The sequence below is a fragment of the Acinetobacter sp. GRABPA_MV_2 genome, from assembly GCF_056725885.1.
The window spans coordinates 78280-96605 of sequence record NZ_JBWZNA010000010.1; the positions used below are offsets into that span (position 1 = coordinate 78280).

Annotated in this window: 17 protein-coding genes; 11 read left to right on the top strand and 6 right to left on the bottom strand. The window is 39.1% G+C overall.

The genetic code is table 11. The features are described 5' to 3' along the window. The first annotated feature begins 133 nt into the window (after positions 1-133). From ACXM0J_RS10600 to ACXM0J_RS10610, 3 genes are all read left to right on the top strand, one after another. Positions 134-1555 carry a GntP family permease gene (locus tag ACXM0J_RS10600; protein WP_479750492.1) on the top strand — a complete coding sequence of 474 codons (1422 nt, stop codon included), beginning with the start codon at positions 134-136 and terminating at the stop codon, positions 1553-1555. A gap of 33 nt (positions 1556-1588) precedes the next feature. Further along, positions 1589-2374 carry a 3-hydroxybutyrate dehydrogenase gene (locus ACXM0J_RS10605; RefSeq protein ID WP_000163845.1) on the top strand — a complete coding sequence of 262 codons (786 nt, stop codon included), beginning with the start codon at positions 1589-1591 and terminating at the stop codon, positions 2372-2374. A 327-nt stretch (positions 2375-2701) separates the two neighbouring features. Continuing rightward, a complete protein-coding gene (locus ACXM0J_RS10610; protein WP_069036033.1) occupies positions 2702-3688 on the top strand; it encodes an AraC family transcriptional regulator in 987 nt (328 codons plus the stop codon). Positions 3689-3757: 69 nt separating this feature from the next. Here ACXM0J_RS10610 and ACXM0J_RS10615 read toward each other — a convergent pair whose 3' ends face one another. Both ACXM0J_RS10615 and ACXM0J_RS10620 read right to left on the bottom strand, forming a co-directional pair. Further along, positions 3758-5101, bottom strand: coding sequence for an MFS transporter (locus tag ACXM0J_RS10615; protein ID WP_086264645.1), 1344 nt, complete (start codon positions 5099-5101; stop codon positions 3758-3760). 16 nt (positions 5102-5117) lie between these two features. Continuing rightward, positions 5118-6329, bottom strand: coding sequence for an OprD family outer membrane porin (locus ACXM0J_RS10620; protein ID WP_410374424.1), 1212 nt, complete (start codon positions 6327-6329; stop codon positions 5118-5120). A 369-nt stretch (positions 6330-6698) separates the two neighbouring features. Between ACXM0J_RS10620 and ACXM0J_RS10625 the strand changes: the two genes are divergently transcribed. From ACXM0J_RS10625 to ACXM0J_RS10645, 5 genes are read left to right on the top strand one after another with little or no spacing between them, the layout of a single operon-like run. Beyond that, positions 6699-7949, top strand: coding sequence for a dienelactone hydrolase family protein (locus ACXM0J_RS10625; RefSeq protein WP_086264647.1), 1251 nt, complete (start codon positions 6699-6701; stop codon positions 7947-7949). A 12-nt stretch (positions 7950-7961) separates the two neighbouring features. Continuing rightward, complete coding sequence (locus ACXM0J_RS10630) at positions 7962-8744, top strand: SDR family oxidoreductase (RefSeq protein ID WP_086264648.1); 783 nt, start codon at positions 7962-7964, stop codon at positions 8742-8744. Positions 8745-8790: 46 nt separating this feature from the next. Beyond that, the gene (locus ACXM0J_RS10635) at positions 8791-10029 is read left to right on the top strand and encodes a styrene monooxygenase/indole monooxygenase family protein (RefSeq protein ID WP_213034381.1); all 1239 of its coding nucleotides are present in this window, start codon (positions 8791-8793) and stop codon (positions 10027-10029) included. 28 nt (positions 10030-10057) lie between these two features. Next, positions 10058-10588 (top strand): flavin reductase family protein, encoded by a 531-nt coding sequence (locus ACXM0J_RS10640; RefSeq protein ID WP_086264650.1) that lies wholly within the window; start codon positions 10058-10060, stop codon positions 10586-10588. Positions 10589-10641: 53 nt separating this feature from the next. Continuing rightward, complete coding sequence (locus ACXM0J_RS10645) at positions 10642-11589, top strand: SphA family protein (RefSeq protein WP_086264651.1); 948 nt, start codon at positions 10642-10644, stop codon at positions 11587-11589. A gap of 54 nt (positions 11590-11643) precedes the next feature. Here ACXM0J_RS10645 and ACXM0J_RS10650 read toward each other — a convergent pair whose 3' ends face one another. The 4 genes from ACXM0J_RS10650 to antA form a co-directional block, all read right to left on the bottom strand. Continuing rightward, positions 11644-12702 (bottom strand): AraC family transcriptional regulator, encoded by a 1059-nt coding sequence (locus tag ACXM0J_RS10650; protein ID WP_086264652.1) that lies wholly within the window; start codon positions 12700-12702, stop codon positions 11644-11646. Between the two features lie 449 nt (positions 12703-13151). After that, positions 13152-14186 carry an anthranilate 1,2-dioxygenase electron transfer component AntC gene (gene antC, locus ACXM0J_RS10655; RefSeq protein ID WP_086264653.1) on the bottom strand — a complete coding sequence of 345 codons (1035 nt, stop codon included), beginning with the start codon at positions 14184-14186 and terminating at the stop codon, positions 13152-13154. Between the two features lie 5 nt (positions 14187-14191). Next, a complete protein-coding gene (gene antB / locus ACXM0J_RS10660) occupies positions 14192-14683 on the bottom strand; it encodes an anthranilate 1,2-dioxygenase small subunit (protein WP_078220806.1) in 492 nt (163 codons plus the stop codon). 2 nt (positions 14684-14685) lie between these two features. Beyond that, positions 14686-16101, bottom strand: a complete 1416-nt coding sequence (gene antA / locus ACXM0J_RS10665; protein WP_086264654.1) for an anthranilate 1,2-dioxygenase large subunit — start codon at positions 16099-16101, stop codon at positions 14686-14688. Positions 16102-16321: 220 nt separating this feature from the next. On the opposite strand from antA, the gene ACXM0J_RS10670 reads away from it, so the two are divergent. The 3 genes from ACXM0J_RS10670 to modB all read left to right on the top strand — a co-directional run bounded on the left by ACXM0J_RS10670 (position 16322) and on the right by modB (position 18326). Next, positions 16322-16672, top strand: coding sequence for a winged helix-turn-helix domain-containing protein (locus tag ACXM0J_RS10670; RefSeq protein WP_086264655.1), 351 nt, complete (start codon positions 16322-16324; stop codon positions 16670-16672). A 179-nt stretch (positions 16673-16851) separates the two neighbouring features. Then, the gene (gene modA / locus ACXM0J_RS10675) at positions 16852-17637 is read left to right on the top strand and encodes a molybdate ABC transporter substrate-binding protein (protein WP_086264656.1); all 786 of its coding nucleotides are present in this window, start codon (positions 16852-16854) and stop codon (positions 17635-17637) included. Further along, a complete protein-coding gene (gene modB, locus ACXM0J_RS10680) occupies positions 17634-18326 on the top strand; it encodes a molybdate ABC transporter permease subunit (protein WP_086264657.1) in 693 nt (230 codons plus the stop codon). The genes modA and modB overlap by 4 nt, the downstream gene beginning before the upstream one ends.

Sequence of the window (18326 nt, forward strand, 5' to 3'; positions counted from 1 at the left end):
TTTATTTTTAAGCTCATTTACCTATTACCATTCATAGATATTGTGATTTTTATCATTATAGGTTTGGGATAACCTAAATATCTTTTGGTAATTTTATTGAACCTAATATCTATTCTTTAGGGAGAAAGAATATATGTGGGAATTATTTGTAATTCTACTTTCACTTGGGCTGTTAATGTATACAGCTTACAAGGGCTTTTCTGTCATTCTCATGGCACCAATTTGTGCCTTACTTGCTGTTTTACTCATTAACCCAGCCAATGTCTTACCATTTTATTCGGGTGTATTTATGCCCAAAATGGTGAACTTTATTAAAGATTACTTTCTTGTGTTTTTGCTCGGGGCAATTTTCGGTAAAGTTGTTGAAATGTCAGGAATTGCTGAGTCTATTGCACGAACCATTGTGAGATGGATTGGAGCAAAAAAAGCAATTTTAACCGTTGTATTGTTAGGTGCAATTTTAACATATAGCGGTGTAAGTTTATTTGTTGCTGTATTTGCCATTTATCCTTTTGCAAACCAGCTTTTTAGACAAGCGAATATTCCAAAACGTTTAATTCCGGGAACTATCGCACTCGGTGCATTTACATTTACCATGGATGCTTTGCCTGGTACACCACAAATCCAGAACGTAATTCCAACCACATTCTTTGGTACTAATATTTATGCTGCACCATTTCTAGGAATTATTGGTGCAATTTTTGTTCTATGCATTGGTTTGGCTTACTTAGAATGGCGTCGCCGTGCAGCTGTAAAAGCTGGTGAGGGCTACTCTGGTTTTGGTGTAGACAATATGCCGTCTCAAGAAATTGAAGCCGATATGAACTTGCAAAATAATGGAAGTACGGCTCGTCAGTTTTTAGCATTTGTACCCCTCATTCTTGTTGCAGTAATGAACAAATATTTGTCTAAAGCAATCAAGGAGTGGTATCCAAATGGTTTTGATTTTGCCGCAGTTGGTCTTGCTGATTACACCGTAGATGTTGCAAAAACTGGTGCAATCTGGGCGGTGGGCCTTGCGCTTATTGTCGGGATTATTTCTGCAATTTTATTTGATTATCAGCGTGTAGTGACGAACTTCAAAGAAGGTATTAATGCCAGTATTGGTGGTTCACTTTTAGCGGTGATGAATACCGCATCTGAATATGGTTTCGGTGCAATCATTGCGTCATTACCAGGCTTTGCTCTGATTAGCCATGCAATGAGCAGTACCTTTACAAATCCTTTAGTGAATGGGGCTGTGACCACAACCGTTTTAGCAGGTATTACTGGTTCCGCTTCTGGTGGTATGAGTATCGCTTTAAGTGCGATGGCTGAACAATATAACGCCGCAATTTTAGCTGCTGGTATTCCACCAGAAGTCATGCACCGTGTAGTTGCGATGGCGTCAGGTGGTATGGATACGTTACCGCACAACGGCGCCGTAATTACTTTACTCGCTGTTACGGGTTTAACCCATAAACAGTCATATAAAGATATTTTTGCAGTTACGGTAATTAAAACGGTAGCGGTATTTGTGGTGATTACGGTCTTTACCGTAACGGGTATTGTTTAAGTCAGCACGTTATAAGTATTAAGGAGTAAATAAATGACGAAACTTTTAGACGGTAAGGTCGCTTTTATTACAGGTTCTGCAAGTGGTATCGGTCTAGAGATTGCTAAGAAATTTGCTCAAGAAGGTGCCAAAGTTGTTATTTCTGATATGAATGCTGAAAAGTGTCAAGAAACGGCGAACTCACTTAAAGAGCAAGGTTTTGATGCATTATCTGCACCATGTGATGTGACCGATGAAGATGCTTATAAACAAGCCATTGAGCTCACTCAAAAGACCTTTGGTACAGTTGATATCTTAATTAATAATGCTGGTTTCCAGCATGTTGCGCCTATTGAAGAGTTTCCAACTGCTGTTTTTCAAAAGTTAGTTCAAGTCATGTTAACGGGGGCATTTATTGGAATTAAACATGTTCTTCCAATTATGAAAGCTCAAAAATATGGCCGTATTATTAATATGGCTTCAATTAATGGCTTGATTGGTTTCGCTGGAAAGGCAGGTTATAACAGTGCTAAACACGGCGTAATTGGCCTAACAAAAGTTGCAGCTTTGGAATGTGCACGTGATGGTATTACGGTAAATGCTTTATGTCCGGGGTATGTAGATACACCATTGGTCCGTGGTCAAATTGCAGATTTGGCTAAAACCCGTAATGTGAGTTTAGACAGCGCACTTGAAGATGTAATTTTGGCAATGGTTCCTCAAAAGCGTTTGCTATCTGTTGAAGAAATTGCTGACTATGCGATTTTCCTTGCGAGTAGCAAAGCAGGTGGGGTAACAGGCCAAGCTGTTGTTATGGATGGTGGTTACACCGCCCAATAATTTAAGTATTTTATAAAAGCCGCTTATTTAAAATAGGCGGTTTTTTATTCGTTAAAAATTTACGATAGTCTCCTGTTCAAAATAATGATTTATCTCTACTCTATTTGCTTATAAAAAATCTAATAAAATAAATTCGTTAAGGTATGAAATTATACTTTAAAGGTATTTAACTTATTTCTATTTTTAAAATTTAATAGAGTATGAGAAAGTAATCTTTACTCTCTTTCTTGATTCGATATTTTTCAGGAAAACTCGTCAATTAAAGGATATTAATTGGCATACAAGTTGCTTTTTAAGCAATAAGTTATTTAGCTAGGTGAAAAGGATATGATATCACTCAGCCAACAGATGGAACTCAATCATTATTCACGCAAAGCTGAATTTGCGCAGAATTTGATGTCCACAATTTGTGGTGAACACCGTCTAGACACAATTTACAAAGACACTCTCGATTTTCACTATGACGGAATGCGTTTGCCTAATAAAAAAATGGCGATCGGTACAATCAGTTATGGTGCAAACGTTGCCATCAACATCTCAAATTTAAAAGCGTATAGCATTAGTTTACCTATACAAGGTCGACAAGCTCTTAATATTCGTGGCGCTCATTATCAATCTGATGAAAACAGGGGCCTTATTGTTTCTAATAACGATCAGCAAGATTTGATTATCGATAAAGATTGCAGAAAATTTCAGGTGGTTATTCCTGAGCGAAGTATGCAGATTGTTCTTGCAGATCTACTGAATAAACCTATAGAAGCTCCCATTATTTTTAATCCTGAAATGCACTTAGACTCTGAGCAACTTATTGGTGCGTGGTGGAAAAATATTCAGAATTTTTTACAGCTAAAATCGCAATATAGTAATTTTTATGGTTTGCAGATGTTATCTGAAGACTATGAAAATTTTGTAATTAAAGCGTTATTGTTGTCTCAAGAAAACAACTATTCTGAAGCTTTAAAGTCACTTTCACATCAGGATGAGCCTGCTTATATCCGTAAGGTTCGTAATTTTATTATTGAACATGCACATGAAGAAATCTGTGCAGAAGACTTGCAGCGTCTGGCTGGGGTTTCAAAATCAAAATTGTATGATGAATTTCAACAATACTATGGCACCAGCCCAATGTCGTATTTAAAAAAATATCGCCTCCAACAAATTTACAAAATCCTGAGCACCACAGGAGCTGATAGAAAGGTTTCTATTTCAAAGCTTGCGTATGACTGGGGCTTTAACCATTTAAGTCGTTTCTCTCAAGAATATCGTGAAGAGTTCGGAGAAAATCCAAGTGAAACTAAAGGCAAAATTTTCTGATATTTAACTTTCACAATAAAAAAACTGATTTAGTTGCCTAAATCAGTTTTTTTATTTATCGATTGATATTTATAGACTTTCTTCTAGCTTTAACACTTGTTTGTTTTTAGATTTCTCATAAATCACTTTCAGGCTAAGTGCGATAAATGAGATGAAGGTTGGTAGTGCGAGAATAAAGAAAATACCGCTTAAGCTTAAGTTAAAAGTGAAAATGAGCGAGCCAAAGAAAGCGCCTAAAATTGCACCGATACGACCAATACCATGCATCCATGAAACACCAACTGCACGACACACTGCTGGATAGAACATAGCGGCAAGTGGCAGTAATGAAGATTGAGCGCCTGCGAGTAATGCACCAATTAAGAAAATAGTAAGACCTAATAAGAAAATATTTGAGCTTACTAGACCTGCAACAATGAATAGGCCGAAGGCAATCAGATATGAATATTTAATGACTGTGGTTGGATTCAGTTTATCCATATACCACCCCATAATGGTTGCGCCAATCACACCACCAAAAGGGAAAATCGCAGCAATTAAACTAAACTGTTGAGTACTAAAACCTGCTGTTTTTAAAATCGTTGGCATCCAGCTTGTTAAAAGATAGAACACCAAAAGGCTAGTAAAGCAGCAGAGCCAAAGCATGCTTGAACCCCACAGATATTTTCCTAAAACCACTTTAACCGGATTTTCATCTGATGCAGTTTCAGCTTGAGTTAAAACAAGTTTTACCGGCTCTTGAAAAGAATGACCTTGAATATTCTCTAATATACGCTGTGCTTTGTCTTGTTGATGACGTGTGATTAAGTATTGAGTTGATTCAGGTAATTTAAACAACAAAGCAACCACTAAAACTAGGGGAATGCTTCCGCCAATAATAATCACTTTGGCCCAGCCATAGCTTTCTAACAGATAAGCTGACAGGACACCGCCACAAGAAATACCCAGCATAAAACCACAGCCAGCAAGGCCTGTAAGGAATGCTTTACGTTTTACGGGCATATACTCAGAAACAATCGTACTGATGTTTGGCATGGCTGCACCTAAACCAACACCTGTAATAAAGCGATAAATCATTAAGTCTTGAGTTGAATTAGCAAAGCCACACAAAATCGTAAATATGGAAAATAAAAGGCTTGTAAAAACAATAACGCCTTTGCGGCCAAACTTATCGGACAGAGGCCCAGAAATAATTGCACCAATCGACATACCGACTAAAGCAGCACTTAAAACTGGAGCAAGCTGAGGCTTGGTAATTCCCCAATCATCGAGCAATGCTGGAGCAACAAAACCAATAATTCCTGTATCTAGACCATCACAGAAGAAGACAAAAAAGCCTAGGATAAAAACCATCCACTGTAATGGAGACAGTTTTTCGCGATTGATAATCGTGTTTGCATCTATCGTTTTCATATGTATTCCTTATTCATTAAAATTTTTTGCTGTAATTGACGAAGAAACGGTTTTCTGAGAAATCATTTCCATGCTTAACGTCGTAATTGATGAAGATGTACTGAAGAGCTAAACCTTTGAGAAAAGGCTGTTGAAGGGCATAATTGACAATAACGTTTGCTTCACTTTCTTTGTTTTTTAAGCCATCTGCTGTTTTGAAGTGATCGCCATATACATATTTGAAAGTCGTATTTAGACCCGGCACATGATCTTTAAAGTCATAGCCATAGATGAAGTGATAAGACTTTTCATCTTGTTTGAAGAAACCAGTCGTATTCCAGTTAATGAAATAAGTTTCAGGCAAGAAACCATCCGGTAACGGGTAAGCAGACTCACCAATAATTTGCTGATAACCCAAACCAAAGCTATGATTTTTTACTTTAAGTGTTTCTAGCAATCCTACATTTTGTGCATCGATGTCAAAAAGATTTCCATTATCTTTGGCATTGAAATATTTGAGCTTTGAATTAACTGAAAAATTAGAATTTTTCCATATATGGTCAATGCCTACATAGTGTTTGTTATATAAATCCTCCATATTTCCAAAGTAATATTCACCCTTCAATGTAGGCGTCAATTGATAGCGAAGATCTATATAATTAAGTCCATCGGAGTAGCCAGTCACACCTTTTGAAGTAAAAGAAAATCGATGGAAATCTTCTTCATTTCGTGGTGATACTTTTTCAATACGGCCAATTTCAGCAAAAAGTTTGTCGTTTAGCTGGCTCTTAAGATTAGTTCCCCAATAAGACGTCAGGAGTTGTCGACTTGCATCTACAGTGGTTACGGGTAAATCCAGCCATAATTCACCAATGCTGAGTAGCGTTTTGTTATAGCCTAACTTTAAGGTCGCACCATATTTTAGATAATCAGGTGCTTGGGACTGCGTGGTTTTATCAAAAGGCAATACCGTATCTGCAACATGTTTATCTTGGCTTAAACGAACTGCATATTGTGCTGAAGCATTTGCGCCAATTTGAATTGGGGTTCCACCAATTTCTAACGGCGTATCATGCATACTTGAGTTGTAAAATAGAGAAACTGATTGTGACCAGCTACCTGTGTCCTTTACATCTGGATTGTCATAGTTTCTGTCTATATATGCATTTTTTGATGTAAATTTCCATTCTTCATCCCCTGAATAAGCCTGAGTAGAAAATGCACTACAACATAAAATATTGATGAGCATTAACGTTTTTTGTTGTCCATAAATTGGCCATGGTCGATGCATAAATAAACGCCTTAATTTAGAAAATGACTGGGCTTTTTTAATGTAATCAAACGAATTACATGACTTGATTGAACTATTTTTAGCCAATCGTCACTATCCAATAAGTCCTAATCTTCATCCATTTTTTCCAAATGAGATAAAAAGCATTAATTTCATTTTTTGATATAAAGTTTTGAAATATAGGTATTTCTTGTGTTTTTTAGTTTTTATCCAGTTTGATGAATTTTGATAATTACGCAGAGATTGGATAGTGCTTGCAGCTTTTGGACAGTCTAAAAAAAAATTCAGATAGAAGATAAAGCCATAACAATGTCAGGAGTTGACACTATGGCTGGTCAAACCATTCAAATTAAAACTGCATCTGGAAAGCAGTTCAGTGCGTATTTAGCGACACCAGAAACAGTAAAAGGACCTGGAGTGGTGCTTTGTCAGGAAATCTTTGGAGTGAATGCCGCCATGCGAGAAAAAGCGGATTTTCTTGCGGAAGAAGGCTATACCGTTTTAGTTCCTGATTTATTTTGGCGTGTAGCACCTAATATTGAACTGAGTTATACACCAGAAGATTTTCAAAAAGCTTTTGAACTTTATCAGCAATATGATGAAAACCTAGGTGTTGAAGATATTCAAGACAGCTTATCCTTTTTAAAGACTCGACCAGAATGTGACACTTCTACAGGCCTCGGCGTGGTGGGCTATTGTTTAGGTGGAAAGCTTGCTTATCTAGCAGGCTGCCGACTTTCTGACGTGGCATGTGCCGTAGGTTATTACGGTGTAGGCATCGAAAAAGCATTAGATGAGTTAGCTAACGTAAAAGGACGTTTGATTTTACATATTGCGGAACTAGACCAATTTACACCGCCAGATGCGAGGCAAGCGATTGTTGATGCGGCTAACCAATATTCAAACGTACAAGCCTATGTTTACGAAGGTGTTGATCATGCTTTTGCACGACCAAAAAGCAATCATTACCACAAACCTTCAGCACGCTTTGCTCACGAGCGTACAGTAACCGCTCTACATGAAACCATTGGGCCGAAATATGACTTAGTTGCCTTATGGGAAGAGCATATTCGTCATGAGTTCGATACACGTGACGTACCAGCAACCATGGCAACGATGGTCGCAGAACCTTATGTCAACCATATTCCAACCTTAACTGGTGGTGTAGGCCAAAGCCAGCTTGCTCGTTTTTATCAATATCACTTTGTTCATCAAAACCCAAAAGATATGAAGATCACTTCGATCTCTCGTACGGTTGGCTCAACGCAAGTGGTAGACGAGTTCATTATGAGCTTTACCCACGATGCTGAAATTGACTGGCTATTACCGGGTGTAAAACCAACTGGTAAATATGTCGAAATACCAATGATAGGTGTAATTCAGTTCAGAGGCTCAAAGCTATGCCATGAGCATATTTACTGGGACCAAGCGTCTGTACTTGTTCAAATTGGTTTATTAGACCCAACAGGCTTACCAATTGCAGGTGTCGAGACCGCACGAAAACTTCTTGATGAAGATCTTCCTTCAAATACGTTGATGCCATCTTGGTCAAGTAGTGAAGGCAAACCAGTCAATTAAGGAGGATCTGTAATGAATATAGATTTAAAAGGAAAAGTCGCTGTGGTGAGCGGCGGTGCAACACTGATTGGTAAAGCTGTTGTACAAGCTTTGGTGTGTGCTGGTGCTCATGTCGCTATCTTAGATATTGATGCCAAAGGCAAGGCGATTGCTGAAAGTTTTAACCATGATGTGATGTTTATTCAAACCGATTTAACCAGTGATGCAGCCATTCAACAAGCTGTGGCGGATATTCACCAATATTTAGGTGAAGTGAGTTACTTGGTCAATCTAGCATGTACCTACTTAGATGACGGTTTTAAATCTTCACGTCAGGACTGGTTACAAGCACTCGATCTTAATTTGGTCTCTACCGTTGAGCTGAGCCGTGCTTTATACCATGACCTAAAAAAGCAACAAGGTTCAATCGTTAATTTTACTTCAATCTCGGCCAAAGTGGCGCAAACAGGGCGCTGGTTATATCCAGTTTCCAAAGCTGCAATACGTCAACTCACACAAAGCATGGCAATGGATTTTGCTGCCGATGGTATTCGCGTCAATTCAGTTTCACCGGGTTGGACATGGTCTCGTGTCATTGCAGAAGTCAGTGGTAATAACCGTGAGAAAGCCGACAGTGTAGCAGCCGATTATCACTTGCTAGGCCGATTGGGTCATCCAGAAGAAGTTGCCAATGTTGTTTTGTTTTTATTGTCACCTGCTGCGAGCTTTGTTACCGGAGCAGATTACGCAGTCGACGGTGGCTATTCAGTAATGGGCCCTGAAGGATCACAGCCCGCTATTCCTCGTTTAGCCTAATAGCACAGCGTTTTAAAAGCAAATTTAGAAAATTATGGAGAAGATTATGCGCCGTATTGCAATTGTTGGAGCAGGACAGTCTGGTTTACAGCTTGGTTTGGGGTTATTAGATACAGGCTATGACGTGACAATGATCACCAACCGAACTGCCGATGAAATCCGTCAAGGTAAAGTCATGTCAAGCCAGTGTATGTTTCATACCGCTTTACAAACTGAACGTGACTTGGGACTAAATTTTTGGGAAGAACAATGTCCAGCGGTAGAAGGCATTGGGCTAGCTTTAGTGAACCCTGAAAATGGTGGTAAAGCATTTGAATGGAGTGCTCGTCTTGAGCGTTACGCTCAATCGGTCGATCAACGCGTCAAAATGCCATATTGGATGGAAGAATTTGAACGCCGTGGTGGTCGATTGGTAATTCAGGATGTTGGAATAGAAGAGTTAGAACAACTCGCAAACGACTACGAGCTTGTATTACTCGCCGCTGGTAAAGGTGAAGTCGTTAAACAGTTTGAGCGTGATGATGCACGCAGTGTTTTTGATAAACCGCAGCGCGCTTTGGCTTTGACCTATGTCAAAAATATGAAGCCAATTTCACCATACTCTCGTGTGACTTTTAACATTATTCCCGAAGTCGGTGAGTACTTTTCATTTCCAGCACTTACCGTGAATGGGCCTTGCGACATCATGGTGTTTGAAGGTATTCCAAATGGGCCAATGGACTGTTGGCAAGATGTCAAAACACCTGAACAGCACCTGCAATGCAGTCTGGACTTACTCAAGAAATTTGTGCCATGGGAATATGAACGCTGCACAAATGTTGAGTTAACCGATGCTGGTGGATATTTAGCAGGGCGTTTCCCGCCGACCGTACGCAAACCCGTTTTAACCTTACCGTCTGGTAAGAAGATTTTTGGCATGGCAGATGCCTTAGTGGTCAATGATCCGATTACCGGTCAAGGTTCAAACAATGCGGCTAAGTGTAGCAAGATCTATTTCGATGCCATTTTAGCCAATGATAATCAAAGCTTTAGCGAACAATGGATGGTTCAAACTTTTGAACGCTATTGGGCTTATGCAGAAAAAGTCGTGGCTTGGACCAATAGCTTGTTGTTACCACCAGAGCCTCATATCGTTGAACTATTAGCAGCTGCAAGCCAAAACCAAAGCATTGCTTCAATTATGGCCAATAACTTTGATGACCCGCGCGCTTTTGCTCCTTGGTGGTTTGATGCAGATCAGGCTCAAGCATTCTTGGCTTCAAAAACCGCAGCAAAAGTCGCTTAAGGTCAAAATATCAAAGGGAGATTTAAAAATGGACAAAATTGAAACTTTAGCTTTGCAAGCGATTAATACTGAAAACCCAAGAGAAATTCGTAACTTGCTTGGTCAGTTTGCAACTGGCGTTACCGTGATTACAACTCGTGGAAAAGATGGGCGGAAAATAGGTATGACAGCCAATTCATTTTCATCTCTGTCTTTAGATCCGCCATTAATTTTGTGGAGCCTTTCAAAAACCGCACCAAGTTTGTCTGATTTTATAGAAGCTGAATATTTTGCCATTCACATGTTGGCACAAGAGCATCATCAGCTTTCGGGGCATTTTGCTCGAGGTGCCGAAGACAAATTTGCAGGCATTGCCCATCAACAATGCAATGCTGGCGTTCCAATTTTGACTGATGCACTCGCAACCTTGGTTTGCCGTAATGTAAATCAGTATGAAGGCGGAGATCACCTGATTTTTATTGGCCAAATTGAACAGTACCAACAACGCCAAGGTGAGCCTTTGGTATTCCACGCAGGAAAGTATCGGATTGCTGCTGAGCATCCAGAATTAGCCCATTAATTCACCACAATCACGATCAATCCGGTCGTGATTTTTTTATAGGAAATAAGAAGATGAAAAGCACTTTAATTAAACATGGATTTTTAGCAGGGACATTGTTGGGTTTGCCATTGGTTACACATGCCTATGATTTACCGACTGTGAATTTAGGCATGACCAGCTTTCTCGATGGCGGATTACCCGCAGGCCCCGGCTGGTATGCTCAAACCTATTTTCAAAATTACGATAGCAATAAATTGGTTGATCGCGAGGGGCAAAAACTCGGTTTACCTAAAACTGATTTAAACTATCAAGTACTGGTTGAACAGATTAGTTATTTATCGAATGTCCGAGTAAAAGATAAAGCCAGTCTAGGCATGAATTTTTTAATTCCCTTTGTCAGTAAAATGGACATGGATGATGGCTTGAATAATGTTGCAATTAAGGCCCAAAGTGGCTTTGGGGACATTACGATTGGACCTTTTATTCAGTTTGATCCAGTCATGGGGGCACAAGGGCCGAAGTTTGTACATCGTTTTGAGTTTCAGGTGAATTTACCTACTGGGGAATACGACCAGCAAAAAGATATTAACCCAAGTAATAACGCTGTTTCATTTGATCCTTATTGGGCTGCAACATATTGGTTTAATCCAAAATGGACAGCTTCAACGCGTATCCATTATCTCTATAACTTTAAAAATAATGACCCAAGCTATGCGTTTGCCGGAGCAAATGATATGCAAGCTGGGCAAGCAATTCATGCAAACTTTGCAACAGACTATGCCATTACCGAACAGTTCCGCTTGGGACTAAATGGCTATTGGTTAAAACAAGTGACCGATACAGAAGTCGATAGTGAAAAAGTCAAAGGTCGACGTGAACAAGTCTGGGCGATTGGTCCGGGTGCGATGTATAGTTTTTCTAAAAATGATCATCTAGTCGCAAATGCTTATTTTGAGCAAGATGCTGAAAACCGCCCAGAAGGTACGCGACTACAAGTTCGTTATGTCCATCATTTCTAAGTCATAAAAAAGCCTTTTATATCAACAAATATAAAAGGCTTTTATCTATTTGTTTTAAGAAAAAATTGAAGTAATTAAGCCTGAGCTTTCACTGTGACCAGAGCGGCGAGTCGAAGAGGGTAACTCTCCATAACGACGTTTGTACTCTTGAGAAAAACGACCTAAGTGAGTAAATCCCCATTTAAAAGCAACATCAGTAACCGATAGATTTTCATTGTGCATCAGCTCTAAATGAGCATGTTCAAAACGTAATTCTTTAAGATAAGACATTGGGGTGGTTCCCAAATAATTTTTAAAACCAGTAAATAAGGTTCTTACGCTCACGCCTGCATGTTCAGCTAAAATTTCGACATTAAGCGGCTCATGTAAATGTTCTTTAATGTAGGCTTCTGTACGCTTCACGAAATAAGGAGAGACTGTTTTTTCTTTATATTGTTCAAGCTTATGTAATGCATTATTGGGTTGGCCATAAATGAGTGCATTAAACAAATTTGACTCAAATTGTTTAAAGGCTAAAGGATGATGAAGCGGGTGCTGATCACATGCTAAAGCATCCATCAATGTTCTAACGAGCTGTAAAAAATAGGCTCCACTTTGTGTAGAAAAGTCTAATTTAGGGTCAAAAATGAGTAAGTTATTTTCTGAATCGGCAATGTGTTGACGGCAATGGTAAGTAAAATCATCCTTTGAAACTTTTAGAATGAGCTGTGGTGAGTTTGCATGCCAGCGCATACGTAAAGATTGCTGAGGAGAAATAAGAGAAGCAACTTGAGAATAAGAAATAAACTTTTGTGAACCAAACTCGATTTCTGCGTAGCCTTGAGTTGGAATTTGAATTAAGTAAAAGTTATCCAGATGATCTGGTTCAATAATGACATCCGCGCCATATTCCAAGCGACTAATAGACAATGCGCCTGTTTTAACATGGTGCATTGTTGCACTGAAATCTCGCTTCTGATGAGAAATTTTAAGATTATGCGGTTTAAAAATTTGCCCTACATTTCGGCAGGTTTCGCTTAAATCGTGGTGATCAAACACTAAATTATGATCAGTAAAGATAGACTCATTTTGAAAATGACGTCCACCGAGTTCGGGGGAGTTGGCTTGGTTCATATATATCCCTTTTGGCTCACTCCTGTATTTACCTGTGTTGTAAAAGCTTTAAAACTTCGCTGTACAGCAAGTAAATACGGTACTTAAAAAATTAAGTTACTCGCAAATTACAATGAGATATAAGCAAAATACAGACCAATTTAACCGCTAATTAATGTGATTTTCTCAAATTTTTAATTCGGATTTTGTCCATCAATTTAATACATTCGAGAAATAGAATAGGGGAATATAAAAGGTGCTATAAGTTAATCTCATCATGATCTTATTCCTTAAGATCTATCAAAATTTATAGCAAATCCGAGCGAACTGGTCAATTTATTTTGTCGGAATTTATTGTTTTATATTATTGATATATAAAAACTTTTAATTAAATGTAAAAATTCAATATACCCTTATAAGAGTATATTGAATTATTTTAGGTTTCAGTGGCTTTTAAATTATTTATACTTTTAACGTGAGGTATTGCTTTGTAAAAACTTCTCGCTGTAAATACGGTAGTTTTGCAAAGCTTGCTCATCCAACCAGTTTTTAACGGCTTCAATCATTGGTGGTGGGCCACATAAATACATATCAAAAGCCTGTTCAGTTAGTTGCTCTTTATTCAAGTGCTCATGGATATAACCTGCTTTGCCTTGCCAAGCTTCAGTGGCTTTAGTCACAATCGGGTGATAACTAAAGTTTGGAAGCTGTTCTGCATAGGCATGTAAACGCTGTTGTTCGCATAAATCGGTTTCATTATTTACGCCATAGTACAACTGAACTGCAGGTGAGTTTGGTTGATCCACCAAGTTATCAAGCATCCCCAAGAAAGCTGATAAACCTGTTCCACCCGCCACAAAAACCAGTGGACGCTCTACTTCACGTAAATAAAAACTACCAAGCGGCGCTTCAATAAGTAGGCTTTGTCCAACCTGACAACGATCACGCAAATAATTACTCATCACGCCATCAGGCAAGAGACGAATCAAGAATTGCAATTGATTGGTTGGATTTGGTCTATTTGCAAATGAATATGAGCGCCAATCTTCAGTATCTGGAATTTGCAAACGAGCATATTGACCCGGCAAAAACTGAAGCTGTTTAGCATGACTGCTCGCATCAAGATGCAAGATTGCTGTTGTTTCAGAAACCAGCTCAACCGCAGTCACTTTGGTTTCAATTTTTAAGGTATCACCAGCGTTACAGATAGCAGAATTATGATCGAAATAAAAAGCTGCATCGGATTTCACACGCGTCTGGCAAGCTAACATTTTTCGCTCGGCCAAATCACGTTCACTTAATGCATCTTCATCAACATATTCTTGTTCATAAATGCCTGTTTCACATTGTCCCTGACAGGTACCACAAACACCTTCACGACAGTCTAACGGTAGGTTAATCCCTTGGCGAACTGCTGCATCAAGCAACAATTCGTCCTTATTTACCGAAATGAAAAAGGTTTTGCCATCGGCAAAGTTAAGTGCAACTGAATGTCCCATTTTCATTCCCCTTAAACGTGATAGAAGTCTAAAACGGAATCAATTTTGTCATTGAGCAAAATGCTGTGCTGACGACGAATGCGGAAACCATCTGCTGTTTGACGTAAAAGATAAGTAGCGTGTCCGTAAAAACAGCCTTCTAGACCTTGACGGTTATACAGTGTTTGCCATGCAACTTTTGCTTCAATTAATCCATCATCCAATGTTTTAACTCGGATGTTGTTTATGCTGTGCAAAGTACGTGGTAATGGCGTTGCAGACGCTGCTTTTCCTGTACGAATACGAAATACACGGTCTTCAAGACCTGTACGGTCCGCATAATAAATATAAGACAAGCCCTGATTTGGATCTTGAACATAGTTATGATCATCAATCCACTGTGGAATATGATATTCACTATCTTCATCGTAAAGCTCTAGATAGGCATCCCAGTCATAAGCATCACAAAGCTCTGCCTTTTTGTACAAAAACTGAGATACAGCAAAATTTAGTTCTTGTGACATGGTTACACCTCATCCATTACAGCATTGTTTTCAAAAGTAATATCCTGCATTTTCAATGCTTTCTTGTTTAAGCCGTCGAGCATTAGACGTTGCCAGTGTCCATGCTGGTTAACATAGAGTCCTTCGTGGGTAAACTCACGGCCAGTAATGACGGGTTGAATACCTAAATCTTGTGAGTTTTTAGTTGCGCCATATTCCCAAGACTGACAACCACGCGAAATGTCGCTCCAACGTTCCAGCCGTGCCTGAAAACCTTTTTGCTGCTCACGGAATTCAACTAAATCGTCTGGCGTACCAAGGCCTGATACGTTAAAGAAATCCTCGAACTGACGAATACGGTTACGGCGCGCTTCTGCAGATTCACCTTTAACGCCAATACATTGACTAATGACTTCAGTTTTATTCCATGCCACAGGGCGAACAATACGAAGCTGAGAACTAATTTGGTCCATAAAGAATAGGCTAGGGTACAAGTTTAAGTTTCTTAAACGATGCATTGCCCACTCAGCATATTTGTCGCCATATTTTTCGACCATATACGGCATAACTGTGCTGTAACCCGGACGAACTGTTGGATTCGGCATATCACTAAACAATACGCTATGGCCATTTTTGAAGCTGAACCAACCATCGTCAGTTTCTGAGTCACCGGCACCTAACTTACTGTAGTCAAGCGTATCGAGTTCTTCACCTTTTGATGCATTTACTTGTTGGCGGTGTTGAACTGTAGAGACATAGTTATAGTGAACAGTGCTGACATGGTAGCCATCTAAGCCATTTTCATTTTGTAGCTTCCAGTTACCAGCAAAGGTATAAGATGACTTGCCCTGTAATACTTCGAGTTCACCTGTTGGCGACTGGTTAACCATTAAATCAAGGAACAGTTTTGCATCGCCCAAAAAGTCTTCAAGAGAATCTGTTGCTTGAGTATCAAGGCTGACAAATACGAAACCACGGTAGCTGGCAATACGACCTTGTTTTAAGCCACGGCTTGATTTATCAAAATCTTCACAATATTCACCAGGTGCTTTGACTTTCACCAAACGACCATCTGACTTATAGCACCAAGCATGGAAGGGACAGGTAAATGTAGACTGATTGCCTTTAGCAACGCGTGTTAAGGTCGCACCGCGGTGTTCACAAGCATTAACCATGGCATGTAGTTCGCCTTTACCATCACGGCTCACAATAATCGGTTGACGACCAATTTGAACTGTTAGGAAATCATGATTATTTGGAATCTCACTTTCGTGACATGCATAAATCCAAACTTTTTCAAAAATAAGTTCCATTTCCAAGTCAAATAGCTCAGGCTCGGTAAACATATTTCGTGCAATACGAAACACGCCTTCGTTAGGACGGAAGTCGATACATCCATCTATAAAATCATTCCATTGTTTTAAATTAGATGAGGTCATTGCTCAATCCTCCAATCAATCAGCTTTTAACTGATTGAACCGCGATTAGACTTTGGCCTCTATCCGTTTTTTCCAGATTTTTATCCACTTTGTGCAGTTTTGATTTTTTAATAAGGCTCTTTTTAAGAGCTAATCGAGATTTAAATTTGTATATGTCTTAGCTTGTTAAACTTCCCTATAATGTTAGTGAGCATAAAATGAAATTTTGTGAAATAAGTCTATGAAAGAACAAAACTTAAAATTACAAATTAGAATTCTTTTAGAGCAAAACATCGCATTTGGTCCGGGTAAAGCAGACTTACTTGAAGCGATTGAGAAAACTGGTTCGATCTCACAAGCTGCAAAATCTATGAATATGAGCTACCGCCGTGCGTGGCAGTTGGTCGATACCATGAACCAGTGCTTTGAAACAGCTTTAGTCGAAACTCAAACGGGTGGAACACATGGTGGTGGGGCAGCCGTCACAGCTTTGGGCCAGCAAGTCTTAGAACACTATCGTCAAATGGAAATCAATGCTCGACAAGCCTTAGAACAGGACTATCAAATTATGAGTAGCTATTTAAAGAAATAAGATGAGAATTATTTTATAAATCAAAGAATTTAAGCGCGACCAATTTTATCTACCTATAGTTTTCAGTTGCTCAGAAAAAATATCTATCTTTATAAATAATTTCTACTTTTCATCGTCTATGCTTATCGTTATATTCTTAGGTATATATCGCTGCAAAAAACGACAAAAAGGTAAATATAATGGTAAGTGATACGAAGATAAAAAAGTTAGCTTTAGTCTGTTCGGTGCTCAGCATAGGATTGGTCTTTAATGTTCCCGCTAAGGCTGAATCGGTTACCGTTTATGCAGCAGCAAGCTTAACGAATGCGATTAACGATTTAGAAAAAATTTACGAAAAACAAAATAAAGTAGAAGTTAAAACTTCATATGCAGGCTCATCGATATTAGCGAAACAAATTGAAGCTGGAGCACCAGCCGATGTATTTATCTCTGCTGATACCCAGTGGATGGATTACCTGCAAAACAAAAAATTAGTTGCAGCAAATGACCGTATAAACTTATTAGGCAATCATTTGGTGCTAATCACCCCTAAAGGTCAGTCACTAAAAGTAAAACTAGATAAAACGATCGATCCAAATAAAGTGTTTACAGGCAAGATTTGTACAGGGGATACCAAAAGTGTACCTGTAGGCAAATATGCTAAACAAGCTTTTACTAATTTAGGTTGGTGGAGTCGTATTGAGCCAAAGTTAGTTGAAACAGAAGATGTTCGAGCGGCATTAAACTTTGTTGCGCGAGGTGAATGTCAGGTTGGGATTGTCTATGCAACCGATGCAGCGATTAGTAAAGATGTAACGGTAGTTGGTGTATTTCCAGAAAATACGCATTCACCAATTATTTATCCCGTAGGATTGATTAAAAAGAATCCGAGCTCAGCAAAGTTCTATCAATTTTTACAAAGCAACCAAGCCAAAGCTGTCTTTAAAAAGTATGGCTTTAGCGTGTTGGCTCCAATCAAGCCATGATGTTTTCTTTAACCCCAGAAGAGCTCAGCGTGCTGCAACTTTCTTGTAAGGTGGCAGCGAGTTGTCTTGTGGTCAGTCTTATTCCTGCGATTTGTGTGGGATGGTTTCTGGCACGTAAAGAGTTTTGGGGTAAGTCATTCATTGAAACGTTGGTATTTTTACCTTTGGTGCTACCTCCTGTTGTACCTGGTTATTTGCTTTTACAAGTTTTTGGCAGCCGCGGCGTTATTGGGCAATATTTGGCACCGCTCGGAATTGATTTTGCATTTAACTGGAAAGGCGCCGTTCTTGCTTCAGCAGTAATGGGTTTCCCGTTATTGGTGCAATCTATTCGTCTAGCAATTGAACTGGTCGATCAGCGTTTAGAAATGGCAGCAAAGACATTAGGTGCTTCATCTTTAGGGGCATTTTTTCATGTCACTTTGCCTCTTGCCAGCAGTGGCATTTTAATTGGCGCTATTTTGTGTTTTTGTCGCAGTTTAGGTGAGTTTGGTGCCACCATTACCTTTGTGGGTAATATCTCAAATGAAACACGGACTTTACCTTTGGCTATGTATAGCCTAATGCAACAACCTGATACAGAGACGGCTATTCAACGGCTTATTGTTTTATCGTTAAGTGTGGCTTTTTTAGCGCTATGGTTTGCACAGTGGTTTCATCGTTATCAAAAGAAGCGTTTAGAACGGTGA

Coding starts and splice junctions, on each gene's coding strand:
- ACXM0J_RS10600 (WP_479750492.1), top strand. CDS start 134: ATGTGGGAATTATTTGTAATTCTACTTTCACTTGGGCTGTTAATGTAT.
- ACXM0J_RS10605 (WP_000163845.1), top strand. CDS start 1,589: ATGACGAAACTTTTAGACGGTAAGGTCGCTTTTATTACAGGTTCTGCA.
- ACXM0J_RS10610 (WP_069036033.1), top strand. CDS start 2,702: ATGATATCACTCAGCCAACAGATGGAACTCAATCATTATTCACGCAAA.
- ACXM0J_RS10615 (WP_086264645.1), bottom strand. CDS start 5,101: ATGAAAACGATAGATGCAAACACGATTATCAATCGCGAAAAACTGTCT.
- ACXM0J_RS10620 (WP_410374424.1), bottom strand. CDS start 6,329: ATGCTCATCAATATTTTATGTTGTAGTGCATTTTCTACTCAGGCTTAT.
- ACXM0J_RS10625 (WP_086264647.1), top strand. CDS start 6,699: ATGGCTGGTCAAACCATTCAAATTAAAACTGCATCTGGAAAGCAGTTC.
- ACXM0J_RS10630 (WP_086264648.1), top strand. CDS start 7,962: ATGAATATAGATTTAAAAGGAAAAGTCGCTGTGGTGAGCGGCGGTGCA.
- ACXM0J_RS10635 (WP_213034381.1), top strand. CDS start 8,791: ATGCGCCGTATTGCAATTGTTGGAGCAGGACAGTCTGGTTTACAGCTT.
- ACXM0J_RS10640 (WP_086264650.1), top strand. CDS start 10,058: ATGGACAAAATTGAAACTTTAGCTTTGCAAGCGATTAATACTGAAAAC.
- ACXM0J_RS10645 (WP_086264651.1), top strand. CDS start 10,642: ATGAAAAGCACTTTAATTAAACATGGATTTTTAGCAGGGACATTGTTG.
- ACXM0J_RS10650 (WP_086264652.1), bottom strand. CDS start 12,702: ATGAACCAAGCCAACTCCCCCGAACTCGGTGGACGTCATTTTCAAAAT.
- antC (WP_086264653.1), bottom strand. CDS start 14,186: ATGAAAATGGGACATTCAGTTGCACTTAACTTTGCCGATGGCAAAACC.
- antB (WP_078220806.1), bottom strand. CDS start 14,683: ATGTCACAAGAACTAAATTTTGCTGTATCTCAGTTTTTGTACAAAAAG.
- antA (WP_086264654.1), bottom strand. CDS start 16,101: ATGACCTCATCTAATTTAAAACAATGGAATGATTTTATAGATGGATGT.
- ACXM0J_RS10670 (WP_086264655.1), top strand. CDS start 16,322: ATGAAAGAACAAAACTTAAAATTACAAATTAGAATTCTTTTAGAGCAA.
- modA (WP_086264656.1), top strand. CDS start 16,852: ATGGTAAGTGATACGAAGATAAAAAAGTTAGCTTTAGTCTGTTCGGTG.
- modB (WP_086264657.1), top strand. CDS start 17,634: ATGATGTTTTCTTTAACCCCAGAAGAGCTCAGCGTGCTGCAACTTTCT.